Here is a 14,487-nt window from a genome sequence, read left to right on the forward strand (position 1 = left end):
ACTGATATCCAGTGGAATTAAAAAGACAAACCTACCCAATTCCACCAGGTGTAATAGAACAAAATTATTAAACCAAAGTGAATGGGAATCATCACCGTACTCAAGCGCAGCAAATCTTGGGGACGAAAACCCTCTGCATCCATGTCTTGGTAAACTATAAGTGCTTTAGAACTGACTGGAAATGTCAGACAATAATCCATTCCCAAAGTGATTAAAAACAAGACTGCTACAGGATTCACATCCAAGCTAATCCCTAAATACAGCAGAGGTGGAACCAAAGCTGCGGCTCTGGCAGTATGGGAAGTCATGTAAAGATGGGAAGTAAGGGAAATAATTGCCAGAACTAACAGGACAATAAAATGGGAACCCGTACTGTCGATATGGCTGAAGTCGAAAATATGTTTGAGAATCCACTTTGATGCACCAGAAGTGATGAGAGAATGACCTAAAACATGGGTTGCAGCTACGAAAATAATCAGATTCCAAGAAATAGCTTTGACAGCATCTTTCCATTTCATCACCCCAAAATTTGGTGCTGTCAGTAATAATGCTCCCATGATAATGACGGTGGCAGTTTCTAAACCATGCCAAGCTTCTGTTAACCACAAACCGAACATTAACAAAATTATGAGCAGAGTTTTACGTTCGTTGCTCGATAAAGGTTGGGGTTGTATTTGAGTAATTTTTAGCTGCCGTTGCAAACGCTTTTTATCCAGAAACATCCATGTAATTACCCAACAGGATGCATAACTCGCAACAGCCGCAAAAGGTAAACCGTAAAGCACCCACTGTCCAAAAGAAATATTCTGTTGTGTAATTTCTTGAAGCAAATCTTTAGCAATTAAATGGGAACCTGCACCAGTTAAGGAAGCTATAGTCGAAACCAAGATAATAGTTGGCATTAACAAGCACAGTGCGCGACGAGTTTGCTTGTCATCTACAGCACTACTGATACTGCGAAAGATGGGATAAGTTACAGCAGCACGTCCAGAGGTAGAAGGAATTAGAAAAGAAAGCGGAATTAAAACTGAAGTTAACATCCAGAAAAGACTGCGGACGTTATGTGCTTTCGATGCAACCATTTGTGTGAGTCGTACAGCCAAACCAGTTTCTTGAACTGCACCACCCAAGATAAAAGCACCAATCATTAACCAGACAACATCTGAACCCAAAGACTCGAAAAACTGCTTTTGGGACATCACCCCCGTCAACAAGAGCAGTATCACCGAACTCAAAGCGATATAACCGGCATTGATAGAAGTTGTAGACCACAGGATACCTGCGAGCAAAAAGGTAAATATTGTTATTCGTGCTGGTGTTGGTAAACTACTTGGCAAAAGTAAAATAATACCAGCTACTAATAATAGTGCGATCGCTAGTGTAAGTTTCCATTTACTTTGGTTTGACACAGGAATATATAGCAAAAATCCTTTTAAAAAGTGATTTTTGGGAATAAAAGTGGTTTTATCGGAAGTCTTTTCCATTTTTCGCTAGTTATCTGCATTAATTGCGCTTTTAGACATGGATGCGGATTAGATACTATTCCTCAAATTTAAGTAACTGTTATTTTCCCTTAATCGCCTCTTAAACTTAATTTAAACAATTTTTTATTAAGCTTATGTGAAAAAAGGATGAGGAATTCCTCATAAATAATAATTATTACTAACAGGACTTACGCAAGCACTATTTGTCATTGCGTAGACACGTAGTTGCTTCTCTTGGAGTCCGAAACGTAGTGTAGGGAAGCAATCTCAAAGTTTTCGGCGATTACTACCCTGCGGGAAACTGCTAGTCTACGCCTACGTAATGACGTAAAATTGTAGTTAGTGTGTAAGTGCTGACTAATTAAATTGGCTGAAGAAGATTAGTTAATTCAAAGTCGCTAAAATATTACTTGTCTCGACAAGCAGTTTTGCAGATTAGCAACTAAACCTCCACTCATACTTGCTGAGGGCAACTATCGTTAAATAGATATATCTTGTTAGCTAAGTTGATTATTACCTCAGATAGTATGAACATTTTCTGGCGTTAGCATAGCGACTCCTCTGGAGTATCGCTGACAAATGCTAATTTACATCTGGGTTATTTTAATCTGTGAATTTAAACTATTCTTATCATATACTTAACCTTCTTTGTTCAATAATTCAAACTTTTTCAACTTGCCGTTTTTTATCTAGAATTAATTAATTAATTTTTTTTATGAAAAATTTCTCATGAATATTTCATGAAGTATTCATTAATAACAGTGAAGATACTTATTAAGTGAAGGATATATTCTCGAAATTTTACTCGATTCTCTATGTATATAATTTAACCATTCCCAAGTTCTTATCTTCCTAGGAGAGATTTAGAAAGATATTTCCGATAGATTTTGCATGAACAACTTGAACACAGAAGCGAAAATCCACAATAAAATTGAGGCTGTCAATTATGAGGCTGATGGTATATTCTCACGACACATTCGGTCTTGGCAACATTCGGAGAATGTTAGTCATTTGCGAACATTTACTGAAGGAAATTCCTGGACTTTCAATTTTATTGCTATCTGGTTCACCGATGTTACAAGGATTTCGCTTACCCAAGGGAATAGATTATATTAAACTTCCCTGTTTAAATAGAGGAGAAACAGGAGAAGTCACAGCCAAGTATTTAGGGATAAATATTGAGGATACAATTAGATTGCGATCGCATATCATTTTATCCGCAGCAATTCATTTCCAACCAGATTTATTTTTGGTAGATAAAAAGGCTTATGGAATTAAAAATGAGCTAGTCAGGACGGTTCGTTATTTACACAAAAACTTACCAAAAACTAAGCTAGTTTTACTATTCCGTGACATTCTTGATACTCCTGAAAAAACTATCCATGAATGGAAGAAAAATAGTTATTATGAAGCTTTAGAGAAATATTATCACTTAATACTAGTTGTTGGGACACCTGATATATTTGACTTTAGTCAAGAATATCAACTACCTCAAAAAATAACAGATAAAGTAAGATTTTGTGGTTATCTTCGTCGTCCATCAGGTCAGAAAAATAAAAGAATTATTCGTCAAGAATTACAAATAGAATTAGATGAAAAATTAATTTTAGTCACTCCTGGTGGTGGAGAAGACGGTTATCAGTTAATTAACAACTATCTACAAGGGCTAAAAATATTACCAAAGTCAGAAAAAATTAAAAGTGTAATAATTTGTGGTCCCGAAATGCCAATAGCAGATAAACAAGCACTTGAACAAGCTGCTAAATCTAATTATCAAGTACAAATGGGAGAATTTACTGATGACTTAATGAGTTATATTGAAGCAGCCGATGCAGTAGTGTCAATGGGTGGTTATAATACTATTTGTGAGATTCTATCTGCGGGAAAACCGGCTGTGATTGTACCACGTTTTCAACCCTCTCAAGAACAATTAATCCGTTCTCTGAGGATGCAGCAAAAAACTTCATTCCAAACAATACATCCTCATAATCTCACACCAAAAAATTTAATTTCTCAATTAACATATATATTAGCAAAACCACATACAACCCACAACATTGATTTAGATGGCTTATCTCGTATTACCCGCCAAATTAGAAATCTATTAGCTGATATAGTTATGTCAAATAAATCACAACTTCTCTATTATCAATCAAATAATTGTTGTTCATTAAAAACAGTATTAACTCCTGAATAATATCAATTATCTTTTATTGTCCTTTAATTACTAGGGAAAGGCTATGAAAAAAATCATGTTCTACTGTCAGCATATCTTAGGAATGGGACACTTAGTCCGCAGTATGGAAATTGTACGGGGTTTACTACCAGAATTTCAAATATGTTTTATTAATGGTGGAGAAATTATCAAAGAGTTTCCATTCCCTGCTGGTGTTGAAGTAATTAACCTACCAGCAATTAAAACCGACTCTGAATTCAAAACCTTACAAGTAGTTGATACATCATTCACTTTGGCAGAAGTTCAAGAAATTCGCAAAAATCAGCTTTTAGAAATATTCGATAAACTTCAACCGGATATTTTCATGATTGAACTATTCCCTTTTGGTAGAGGAAAGTTTTCATTTGAATTAATTCCCTTACTTGAACGGATAAAAGCGAGTCAGAAACCAGTGAAAATAGTATCGAGTTTACGCGATATCGTCGTCACGAAGGCTAATCGTCTCAAATATGAAGAAAAAGTTTGTAATCTCATGAATCAATATTTTGATTTATTGCTGATTCATGGAGACCCCAATTTTTACTCTTTAGCAGAAACATTTACTCGCCTACCAGATATTAAATGCGAAATTAAATATACAGGATTTGTAGTTCAGGAACAACCAGAAAATCTAGTTTTAGCTCCCGAAGATAAAATTCTGATTGAATCAGAAAAACCACTAATATTAGTTAGTATTGGTGGTGGTAGATTTGGGCATGAGTTAATTGACTGTATCATAGAAACTGCTCCCATCCTTAAACAACAAATTCCTCATCATATTCAAGTATTTACTGGTCCATTTATCCCAGCAGAAAAATTACATCACTGGCAGAAACTAGTAGCTAATGCTAATAATATTAAAATTAGCCGCTATACCCCTAATTTACTCAACTACATGCAAAAAGCCGACTTGTCTATCAGCATGTCGGGTTATAATACAACTCTTAATATTATGACAACAGGTGTAAAAGCCATGATATTAGCCTTTACAGGAAATGATGATCAAGAACAAAAAATGCGTGCAGAAAAGTTAGATAAATTGGGTATAGTGAAAATGATTCAGCCCCATGAATTACAACATAAAATATTTGCCACTAAAATTATTGATTATTTAAAGACTCAAAATCAAACTGTTAAATTCGACTTTAAAGGTGTAGAAGCTACTGCCTCTCTTTTGAAAAAACTTACTTATCAAACACAAGCTGTTTAATTCCACTCTACGTTGAAAATAAATCAAACCATGAATAAAAGAATCTGTATCACAACATTAGAATACCCCCCCGACGTTGGTGGAGTAGGTGAATCGGTTAACCGCATTGCGAAAATGCTTACCAATAGTGGTTATGAAGTCCACGTTGCTGTTTTTCGTTCTAAACAACGTTTAGTTGAGAAAAATACTTATCGTCGCGCTAGTTGCAAAACATCCATACAAGACAACATATTTGTACATAGAATTAAATCAGCATCCCGCGACGGCGTAACAGAAGTGACAGATTTTTTAGCTGATGTTTATTTTCAGTTAAAATGTCTCCATCAAAACTATAAATTTGACTTGTTTCATGCCTTTTTTTTGGTGGAAACTGGTTATGTAACTACAATGTTAGCTAAAGAAAATGATATTCCAGTAATTAACAGCGTGCGTGGTTCAGACCTTCATAAACACATATTTAATCCCAAAAACTATGGTCAAATTGCTTGGATTTTAGAAAATTCGGCTTGGACAACTTTTGTGAGTCAAGATTTACAAAAACGCGCTCATGTCCTTGTTTCTAGCATCAAATCAAAATCCTCTACTTTCTGGAATTCAATCGTCCCAATTGATTTTACAAGTCTTCCTAAACCAGCGTTAATCGATGAATTATCTGGTCTGATTATTGGAACTACAGGTAGATTCCGTGATAAAAAGGGTATTGAGTTTCTTTTAGATGCTTGTACAAAACTAAGTCAGAAAATTGATATTCATTTACTATTAATTGGTGACTTTGTGGATAAAGAAAAGCTATATTGGGAACATGAATTACAGCAATGTGCCCTAGGGAATAAACTGCGGATTACGGGGATTGTAAGTAGAGAAGAAGCCCTGGCTTATTTACCACATTTAGATATTTTTACAATACCTTCATTAACAGATGGTTGTCCTAATGCTTTACTGGAAGCAATGTTAGCAGGTTGTGCAATTGTTGGAACAAATGTAGATGCGATTGGGGAAATAATTGAGGATAATATTAATGGTTTGCTGGTAAATCCCGGCAGTAGTACAGAGTTAGCTGCTGCTTTGAAATATTTGGCTGATAAACCAGAATTGCGGCAAAAATTTGGTGTTGCAGCACAGGAAAAAGTACGTCAGCAACTGACACCAGCTATTGAACAGGGTAATTGGTTGAGTATTTATCAACATGTCTTGCAGTCGTCAGATTTGTTGGTGACACCGAAGTTAAATGTTATGTGATTTTTGTTGTTGCTACTAGTTAAGGGTAGAAATTAATCTCACGCAAAGACTTACAAAGATACAAGCAAAGATATAAAAATAAAGACATAGAGACGTGTTAATCATGAAGAAACCACAAGTGACTATTGTTGTATCTCAACGGGAACGTTTTAGTTTTAGTCGGGAATCTCTGGAAAGTATTTATGAACATACGACAGTACCTTTCAAATTGATTTATGTAGATGCAAATTCTCCTCGAAAGATTCAAAGATATTTAGAGGAAAAATCTCAGGAGAGAAAATTTCAATTGATTCGTAGAGATTATTATTTATCTCCCAATCAAGCACGTAATTTAGCTATTCCCCATGTAGATACAGAATATCTGCTATTTATAGATAACGATGTTTTGGTGAGTTCAAATTGGTTAGAGTCTTTGTTGGGTTGTGCAGAAGAAACAAATGCAACTGTAGTTTGTCCTTTGACTTGTATTGGTAAAAATTTTGGTGAAGTTGTACATTTAGCAGGTGGAGAAGCTCATATTATCGAACATGTCAAAGATGATGGGAGAATTAAGCGTAAAGTTCATGAGAAGCATTACTTAGTCAACCGTCGAGTGGCAGAAATTCAAGGGGAATTACAGCGTCAAAAATGTGAATTTGCAGAGTTCCATTGTATGTTAGTGAAAACTGATATTTTCCAAAAAATTGGTTTGTTAGATGAAGGATTACTTAGCACTCGTGAACATATAGATTTCTGCATGACTGTAAATAATACTGGTGGTAGTTTTTATTGTGAACCTGCTTCTGTTGTCACCTATGTACCTGGCTTAAAATGGGAATTATCAGAATTAGCGTTTTTTATGGTGCGTTGGAGTAATGCTTGGGAAGTTGCTAGCTTAGAACATTTTGCAAAAAAGTGGAATCTTGCTGCCAAAGATAGATATTTTGAGAAACGTTACCAACGGATGGGACATCGACGACACAAAGGGTTTTTGATGCCTTTTCTGAGTTATATTACCTTTGGTTGGAATCCATTGTGGTTACAAAAATGGGCGATTAATGTGGAAAGGAAAATTAATAAAGTTATCACAGATAATTATGTGAAAAGTTTACCGCACAATTATCAATCTTTCTCTGAAACTAATACTCGACAACAGGAATTACTTTCTAGTCGATAGATAGTCGATAGATATTGAGATTAATGTGAGTTTCATGGAAGCTAAACTCAACCTCTTCTCTACTAGGGGAAGAGGCTATTGATTTATATTCTTAACTGAACTGTATTGGTTTATATACAACTGGACAATGGCACAGAAAAAATCTAAAAGTATTAAAAATGCTTTGCCTGTAATGGTGAGAATTTGGCAGCGTTTCTCATCGCAAATTCAGCAGCAAAATAAGTTACTAATTACATCTTTTATTGCTTTAGTAGTAGAGATATTTCTTCATCTTCTAGAACCTTGGCCACTCAAATTTATTTTTGATTATATTCTTGTCCCCAATTTTAAAGATAAAATCTCAGAGTTTCCTTTATTTCAAGGATTAGATGCATTTACCTTAGTTGCTATTTTTGCGATCGCACTAATAATAATAACAGCCTTACGTGCTTTTGCAGCTTACTTTAGTATCTATGGCATGTCACTAGCTGCAAGCAATATCTTAACAGAAATTAGGGCAGAACTGTATAGCCATATTCAAAATCTTTCTCTCTCCTTTCATCATCGAGTTAAAAGTGGTGATTTAATTACTCGTGTCACTTCAGATATTTCCAAACTACGAGAAGTGACAGTGATGTCTCTATTACCATTAATTGCTAATTCTTGCACAATTTTTGGCATGATTATTGTCATGTTTTGGGTACATTGGGAATTAGCAATTTTTGCTTTGGCGATATTTCCAATATTTGTGTTGGCGACAGCACGCTTAACAAAAAAAATTCGTGGTATCGTCAAATCTCAACGTCAAAGAGAAGGATTATTAGCAGATGTGACAGCAGAATCGATTGGTGCGATTAAGGTTGTCCAAGCGCTGTCTCTTCAGTCGATGTTAGAAAATACCTTTGCCAGCCAAAATCGTCGAAGTTTCCAAGAAAGTACAAATGCACAAAAACTTGCCGCAGGAATGGAAAGAATGGTGGAACTTTTAGTGGGAGTTTCCACGGCTCTGGTATTATGGCGAGGCGTGTATTTAGTCATGGGCAATCATATTACCCCCGGTGATTTGCTGGTATTTGTAAATTATTTCCGCATTGCTTTTAAACCCATGCGCTTACTGGCAAAATATGTGGGGCAAATTGCCAAAGCCACCGCATCAGGCGATCGCATTCTTGATATATTAGATACAGTTCCCGATATTCAGGATACCCGTTGGTCTAGGGAAGCTCCGTGTTTTCGCGGCTATATTGAATTTAAAAATGTTAGCTTTGGTTACAATCGGGATACAAGTATATTAAAAAACATTAATTTCACAGTTTTACCTGGTCAGCGCGTAGCTTTGGTGGGGGCTTCTGGGGGTGGAAAGTCAACTCTGACAAGCTTATTGCTGCGACTCTACGACCCCACAAGCGGAGGGATTTTCATTGATGGACAGGATTTGCGTGAGTATAAATTACAATCATTACGTCGGCAAATCAGCGTAGTTTTACAGGAAAGCGTGTTATTCGCAGTAAGTGTTAGAGACAACATTTCCTACGGTAATCTACATGCATCCAATCAAGCAGTTGAAGAAGCAGCAAAATTAGCGAATGCCCATGATTTTATTATGCAATTACCCCAAGGTTATGACACAATTTTAGGGGAACGGGGAGCAACCCTTTCGGGAGGACAAAGACAAAGAATTGCGATCGCGCGTGCTGCAATTCGTCAATCGCCTATCATAATTTTAGATGAACCAACCACAGGTTTAGATCAGGAAAATGAACACATAGTCAATGAAGCCTTAGATAGATTAACGCAGAGATGTACGACTTTTATTGTCTCTCATAACCTCAAAGCAATACAAAATGCAGATTTGATTGTTTATATTGAATCTGGAGAAATTCTAGAACAAGGTACTCATGAACAATTAATCCGTTCGGGTAGTAGATATGCTGCCATGTACGCTTTACAATCTGCAATCGGTAGAAATGATGGAAAGCCTGATTCTTTCTCAATTCAGGTGTGATATTGTGCGCGGTTGAATACTTATCATTAAGATTGACGCGGAGATGGGGAGATGGGGAGATGGGGAGATGGGGAGATGGGGAGATGGGGAGATGGGGAGATGGGGAGACGCGGAGATGGGGAGATGGGAGATGGGGAGACGCGGAGATGGGGAGAAATTTGGTATTTTAGTATTCGTTTGCTGCTAACAGAAAAATTTTAGCTAACAAATAACCTAAAAGCATCGCTACAGAATGTTTTATGACTTCCCTACATTCTCAAAAAGTGCTAAAGATGCTTAATGACAGGTTACTTGAAGCCTATGAAAAATATTATGGAAACTTACAAGTTGGGGATATGTCTCCTGAGGAATTCATCAAAACCTATGGACGCATTGAGGATAGAGTTAATGGCAATTTAAAGCTAGGGGTTACAGCACCTTCTGAATCCACCTCAACTTTCTCGACAAACTCAGCTAATGTTACTCGCAATTCTGAATCATCTAATGATTCCCAAAATGTTGCTTGAGAAGCGATCGCAATTTTCCTTTGGGCATTTTCAAAGGTGTCTCGCTCAATCATTTTAACAGGTATTGATCGGCTGTTAATCGTTGCTTCAATTTTGGCGATCGCTTGAATTATATCAGGGTTGGAACTGCGAAGTGCCCGGAGAACAGACAATTCGTTGCTTAATTTTTCGATTTCTTGAGTGCTAACGACTTGTGTTGTTTCCGACTGACTTTCGAGATACTCAATTAATTTTGGGGCATTTTCACACAACTCGGCGATCGTTTTTGAAATTATTTGCCGCAGTCGGGTGCATTTGGAATTTTCGCAGTGATACTTTCCCAGTTTATTGTAATTGACGCAGCGCATATACTCAGTTCTGGTTTTGTGGCGGGAAAAGTTACGATACATACTTCCCTGACAATGGGTGCATCTAATTAAGCCTGCCAGGGGATAGTCACCACGGGTTGATGTTGCGGAACTGCGGTATTTCCTATTTGCTGATAATTTAGCTTGGATTGCCTCTACTGTCGCTGGGGTAATTAAGGCTTCGTGGGTGTGGAAATTGATGATTGGTTCGCGATTAATACCTTTTTTCTTTTTGACGAAATATGCTGTATGCCCTTGCAGTACCAGGTTTTTCACCCAATCTCGCAAACCTGCAACCGTAAATACTACTTCATACTCAGTGTAAATATAGTTGCACACATCCTGAAGCGATCGCAATTCCAAAGTTAAATCAATGATAATTTTTGCTAGCTCAAAGTAGGTTTTCCCAGATTTTTCGTGAATATTTCGATTTGGGGTGAGCCGATGATTTTCATCTTTAGCATAGCCAAATGGCGGCACGCAATACTTTAATTGCTGGCGAAAATACTCGTTGCCTTGTTTCACCCGTTGAGATAATAGCCTTGATTCAAACTCCGCCAGTCCTGACATTTGGTTGATACTAAACCAGCCAAAGGGGCTATTAGGATCGACTGGTGCATCTAGTACGCGGAGATTCACATTCTGTTTGACAAAAATGTCGATCGCCTTATGGATAGTAATCACACTCCTACCCAAGCGATCAATACGAGTTATGATAACTTCGTCAACTTGATTTTGCTGCACCAATTTCAGCAGCTCATTAAACTGCTTTCTGGCATCGCTACGCCCTGATTCAATATCGATCAATACTTCCGTTGCACCCGCAGCTTTTAATCTCGCTATTTGCTGATTGAGTGCGTCAAATTCCTCCGCTTGTTCTTGGGTGCTAACACGGGCATAACCGTAAACTCTCATGGAAATATGTGCAAATCAGTTCCTAAATTATATCATAAAAGGTGTGAGTGTAGTTGTTTAAGTTCACCAGTCCCAACAACATATTCCAGTAAAGCTTCGCCACCAATACGATTACCAAGATTTTTACTACCTACGAAGCCAGCAGCATTAACTGGCACAACGGGAGTGTTAATTTTCTTTGCTGCCGCTTGGCATACCGCATCCATATCTTCGCCGATGAGCGCTGTAACACAGGTCGAGTATACGAATATCGCTGCGGGGTTGTAGCGCTTATGGATATCCAAGATAGCTTTATAGAGCTTTTTTTCTCCGCCGAAGATAACATCATTTTCGCTTAAGTCTGTTGTAAAGCCCATTTTATAAAGCGTGGGACCCGACGATAGACTACCGCGACTACCCCAGGAGTTACCAGCGCAAGCGATGGGTCCGTGTACTAAGTGAGCAGCATCAGTAATTGGTACAAGAGCAATCATTGCACCATCAAATGCACAACCTCCTTGGGCTGCTCCTGGTTGTGCTTGTTGGCTACATACTTTCTTTTTCTGGCTATCTTTTTGACTATTATGTTCGCATCCTGGTTCAGTCAAAAGTTCGTTGATTTTTGCTTGGGTAATTTTCATAGTTCTGGTGCTGGATGAGATAGTTTAATAGTGTAATTTCGTAATCATGCTGCTATTCCCCTATGGGAAGACTGATGCTGATGTAATTGGTAATATGTAATATCTAATTTTTAATTTCAAATTTTTAACTCCAAATTTTTAATTCCCAATAATCAATAATAATTCTAAACTCCTAAGATGTGGTCAAAATCAAAACTAATCAACAAAAAGATTATGTAATTCTTCCTGGGAAATTGTGCTACGCTCTTGGGAGTTTTATCTTTGATTCCGGCTCAATGCTTAATTATTAACTATTATTTATGACTTTTCAGTATTAACTAATAACTAATAAATCATCACTAATAAGAAAAAGGAAAGGAAAGTTAGAAAAACTAGAAAGATGAAGAATAAAAGATGAGGTATTTTATTTATTTTCCTTCATGCTTTATTCTTCAATCTTCATCATTTATCCTTTTCCTTTTCCTTTGTTGGCACGCCGCGAGTGATTAATTCCTAGCGAATTAAGTCGAAGGAGATGTCAGTTACACCAGTGATATTGCTGTTGCGATCCATTTCATCAAGTAGTGTATTAACAACCCAGTTGAGAAGATTTAAACCACCTTGGTAGCCAAGAGTAGCATAGCGGTGTAAGTGATGGCGATCGAACAGAGGATAACCAATGCGAACCATAGGAATCTTGGTATCGCGCCACAAGTATTTACCGTAGGAGTTACCAATGAAGAAGTCAACAGGCTCGGTAAACAATAAGCTTCCAATGCGCTGACTATCAGGTAAAATGAAAAATATTGCTGTCAGGTCTGATATATGGACGTTTGGGGATATGCTCGCGTGAGTACAGATGAGCAGGCGGATGATGAAGGAGCGCTAATTAAGCAGATGCGTCGCTTGCGAAGTGCTGGAGCCACAAAAATATATTACGATGTGGAAAGTCGTACCAGTGATAAGCGTAAAGGGCTGTTACAGTTAATTGAAGATATCAACATATCACTACCTGAAAAAGTATCCAAGTTATTATTTATTCGCATTGACCGTTTAACTTCTTCATCAATGACCTTTTATCGGTTAATGGATGCATTGAAAAAAAAAGGCATACAACCGATCGCACTTGATGAACCATTTGATCTATCAAGTATTGGCGGTGAACTCACCATTGATGTGAGATTGGCAGCATCTAAATATGAAGTCAAAATGTTAGGAATGCGAGTCAAAAAAGAGCGCGACGCTCGCAAAGCCAACAAAAAACCCCATTGGAATGCACCATTAGGGTATGTGGTGGAAAATGACAAATATAAACGTGACGATCGCCCCTGTATTTGCTTGATTGCAGATAAAATTGAAATGACGCGATCGCAATTAATGCGATTTGTATTTGACACCTTTTTAAAGGTAGGTACGGTATCACAAACTGTGCGGAAACTACACGATATTTTCGGTATTCAAGCCAATGCTGTACCTAAATCTCGCAATGATACAGTGAATTTGTTAGGGGAAGCAGAGGAAATTATCTTAGAGAATATTCACAAATCCCGTAGTGGTGGGTTAAATCTGCGTTATCCCCACACAAGTTTAAAATGGTCGGTTTCTGGCTTGCGCTCTATTTTGGTCAATCCTGTTTATGCTGGGGGGACGCTGTATAATACTGTGGTTCGTCCCAAAGGACATCGTAAACCTTTCGATGAATGGGAAGTTACCTGGGGAACTCACGAAGATGAAGCAATTATTACCCGTGAGGAACACGAACGCATCAAAGCCATGATTCGCGGTAATAGAAATAACCGTTGGGTAAATGAACAGAAATACACCAACCCATTTGCGAACTTAGTCAAATGCCAGCATTGCGGTGCTGCTTACAGCCGTCAGTGCAAAAAATTAGTTAAAAAAAAGAATTTTGTCAGACACCATTATCAATGCAGCTTTTATAGAACTGGTGCTTGCAGTAATGGACGCATGATTGCTTCCGATGAATTAGAAAAACAAGTTATCAAATATCTCGTTTGCGAGGCTGAACGATTAGCTGGCTTAGTAGAACAAGATATTCACGTCACAGAGGAGCCACAAGAAGTAAAGACGCTGCGAGCATCTTTAAATACCCTAGAAGCACTACCATCAAATCCAGCAATTGAAAAAGCCAAAGAAGATATGAGAATGCAGATTGCTAATGCGATCGCTACTACAAATAATACTTGCAAACAGTACCTGATTGCGAAGGAGCGGATTCTGGCGGCATTTTCCAACCAGAAATACTGGGAAGGATTAGCTGTGGAGGATAAAAGGGTTTTATTGCAAGGATGCATTCAGAAAATAGTGGTAGATGGGAACCTAGTGACGACGGTTGAATTACTGCATTTGCATTAAGCAACTTGAGACTGATGACATTTTGCTTGACTTTTCTGCTGCTGTTGTACTTGTGAAGCCTGTTGTAGCTGTGCTTCGCGTTTTTCAAACTCAATAACAGTACGAGCAACTAACTCTGCTAGGGTTTCACTTTTCATAGTTGATCTATATCGCTTCTTTGACGATAGCTGGGAAGTGAAAATATTCTGTTAGCTGCAAGCTATTTGATTTGTTATGATTCTTAATGATTAAAAAAGCGATCGCAATTTTTCTGGGCGATCGCTATTAATACCATGTCCGCTTCAATACTTGTCGTATCAAGTTCGGCTCATCTCAATGATCATTTCATTAATTTTCTCCGCGTCTCCCTATCTCCCCATCACCGCGTCGGTTTTGTCGTCATTATTTCGGTGACACGATGCGGATAGTAATTCTCACTACTGCGGTTGACTCCAATATTCCTGAGAATTACATAAA

The 14,487-nt window shown here is 37.6% G+C and carries 11 protein-coding genes and 2 pseudogenes; 8 read left to right on the forward strand and 5 right to left on the reverse strand.

All coding sequences use genetic code 11. From position 1 onward, the window contains the following. Positions 1–17: 17 nt before the first annotated feature. A complete protein-coding gene (locus tag VB733_RS18485) occupies positions 18–1,484 on the reverse strand; it encodes an SLC13 family permease (protein WP_323341530.1) in 1,467 nt (488 codons plus the stop codon). A 946-nt stretch (positions 1,485–2,430) separates the two neighbouring features. Between VB733_RS18485 and VB733_RS18490 the strand changes: the two genes are divergently transcribed. The 6 genes from VB733_RS18490 to VB733_RS18515 all read left to right on the forward strand — a co-directional run bounded on the left by VB733_RS18490 (position 2,431) and on the right by VB733_RS18515 (position 9,489). Then, positions 2,431–3,681, forward strand: coding sequence for a glycosyltransferase family protein (locus VB733_RS18490; RefSeq protein ID WP_323341531.1), 1,251 nt, complete (start codon positions 2,431–2,433; stop codon positions 3,679–3,681). A 43-nt stretch (positions 3,682–3,724) separates the two neighbouring features. After that, on the forward strand, positions 3,725–4,909 hold the full coding sequence (locus VB733_RS18495; protein WP_323341532.1) for a glycosyltransferase family protein: 1,185 nt from the start codon (positions 3,725–3,727) through the stop codon (positions 4,907–4,909). A 30-nt stretch (positions 4,910–4,939) separates the two neighbouring features. Next, positions 4,940–6,148, forward strand: coding sequence for a glycosyltransferase (locus VB733_RS18500; protein ID WP_323341533.1), 1,209 nt, complete (start codon positions 4,940–4,942; stop codon positions 6,146–6,148). Positions 6,149–6,251: 103 nt separating this feature from the next. After that, complete coding sequence (locus VB733_RS18505) at positions 6,252–7,304, forward strand: glycosyltransferase family 2 protein (protein WP_323341534.1); 1,053 nt, start codon at positions 6,252–6,254, stop codon at positions 7,302–7,304. Between the two features lie 127 nt (positions 7,305–7,431). Next, positions 7,432–9,288, forward strand: coding sequence for an ABC transporter ATP-binding protein (locus VB733_RS18510; RefSeq protein ID WP_323341535.1), 1,857 nt, complete (start codon positions 7,432–7,434; stop codon positions 9,286–9,288). Between the two features lie 51 nt (positions 9,289–9,339). Further along, positions 9,340–9,489 carry a hypothetical protein gene (locus VB733_RS18515; RefSeq protein WP_323341536.1) on the forward strand — a complete coding sequence of 50 codons (150 nt, stop codon included), beginning with the start codon at positions 9,340–9,342 and terminating at the stop codon, positions 9,487–9,489. 160 nt (positions 9,490–9,649) lie between these two features. On the opposite strand, the gene xisF (VB733_RS18520) is transcribed toward VB733_RS18515, so the two are convergent. The 3 genes and pseudogenes from xisF (VB733_RS18520) to VB733_RS18530 all read right to left on the reverse strand — a co-directional run. After that, positions 9,650–11,056 carry a fdxN element excision recombinase XisF gene (xisF, locus tag VB733_RS18520; RefSeq protein WP_323341537.1) on the reverse strand — a complete coding sequence of 469 codons (1,407 nt, stop codon included), beginning with the start codon at positions 11,054–11,056 and terminating at the stop codon, positions 9,650–9,652. Between the two features lie 62 nt (positions 11,057–11,118). Further along, a pseudogene (locus VB733_RS18525) lies at positions 11,119–11,676 on the reverse strand (nitrogenase component 1); the annotation flags it as partial. A 492-nt stretch (positions 11,677–12,168) separates the two neighbouring features. Further along, a pseudogene (locus VB733_RS18530) lies at positions 12,169–12,444 on the reverse strand (nitrogenase component 1); the annotation flags it as partial. Positions 12,445–12,480: 36 nt separating this feature from the next. On the opposite strand from VB733_RS18530, the gene xisF (VB733_RS18535) reads away from it, so the two are divergent. Continuing rightward, the gene (xisF, locus tag VB733_RS18535) at positions 12,481–14,031 is read left to right on the forward strand and encodes a fdxN element excision recombinase XisF (RefSeq protein ID WP_323341538.1); all 1,551 of its coding nucleotides are present in this window, start codon (positions 12,481–12,483) and stop codon (positions 14,029–14,031) included. On the opposite strand, the gene VB733_RS18540 is transcribed toward xisF (VB733_RS18535), so the two are convergent. Next, positions 14,028–14,168 carry a hypothetical protein gene (locus VB733_RS18540; protein WP_323341539.1) on the reverse strand — a complete coding sequence of 47 codons (141 nt, stop codon included), beginning with the start codon at positions 14,166–14,168 and terminating at the stop codon, positions 14,028–14,030. The genes xisF (VB733_RS18535) and VB733_RS18540 overlap by 4 nt on opposite strands. Positions 14,169–14,303: 135 nt before the next feature. Here VB733_RS18540 and VB733_RS18545 point away from each other — a divergent pair, with 135 nt between their 5' ends. After that, positions 14,304–14,438 carry a hypothetical protein gene (locus tag VB733_RS18545; protein ID WP_323341540.1) on the forward strand — a complete coding sequence of 45 codons (135 nt, stop codon included), beginning with the start codon at positions 14,304–14,306 and terminating at the stop codon, positions 14,436–14,438. Positions 14,439–14,487: the final 49 nt, after the last annotated feature.

The sequence above is a fragment of the Calothrix sp. UHCC 0171 genome (assembly GCF_034931845.1).
Classification (GTDB): Bacteria; Cyanobacteriota; Cyanobacteriia; order Cyanobacteriales; family Nostocaceae; genus Brunnivagina.

Excerpts from the sequence above, each read along its gene's own strand:
- VB733_RS18485 (WP_323341530.1), bottom strand. The coding sequence starts at position 1,484 with ATGGAAAAGACTTCCGATAAAACCACTTTTATTCCCAAAAATCACTTT.
- VB733_RS18490 (WP_323341531.1), top strand. The coding sequence starts at position 2,431 with ATGAGGCTGATGGTATATTCTCACGACACATTCGGTCTTGGCAACATT.
- VB733_RS18495 (WP_323341532.1), top strand. The coding sequence starts at position 3,725 with ATGAAAAAAATCATGTTCTACTGTCAGCATATCTTAGGAATGGGACAC.
- VB733_RS18500 (WP_323341533.1), top strand. The coding sequence starts at position 4,940 with ATGAATAAAAGAATCTGTATCACAACATTAGAATACCCCCCCGACGTT.
- VB733_RS18505 (WP_323341534.1), top strand. The coding sequence starts at position 6,252 with ATGAAGAAACCACAAGTGACTATTGTTGTATCTCAACGGGAACGTTTT.
- VB733_RS18510 (WP_323341535.1), top strand. The coding sequence starts at position 7,432 with ATGGCACAGAAAAAATCTAAAAGTATTAAAAATGCTTTGCCTGTAATG.
- VB733_RS18515 (WP_323341536.1), top strand. The coding sequence starts at position 9,340 with ATGGGGAGATGGGGAGATGGGGAGATGGGGAGATGGGGAGATGGGGAG.
- xisF (WP_323341537.1), bottom strand. The coding sequence starts at position 11,056 with ATGAGAGTTTACGGTTATGCCCGTGTTAGCACCCAAGAACAAGCGGAG.
- xisF (WP_323341538.1), top strand. The coding sequence starts at position 12,481 with ATGGACGTTTGGGGATATGCTCGCGTGAGTACAGATGAGCAGGCGGAT.
- VB733_RS18540 (WP_323341539.1), bottom strand. The coding sequence starts at position 14,168 with ATGAAAAGTGAAACCCTAGCAGAGTTAGTTGCTCGTACTGTTATTGAG.
- VB733_RS18545 (WP_323341540.1), top strand. The coding sequence starts at position 14,304 with ATGTCCGCTTCAATACTTGTCGTATCAAGTTCGGCTCATCTCAATGAT.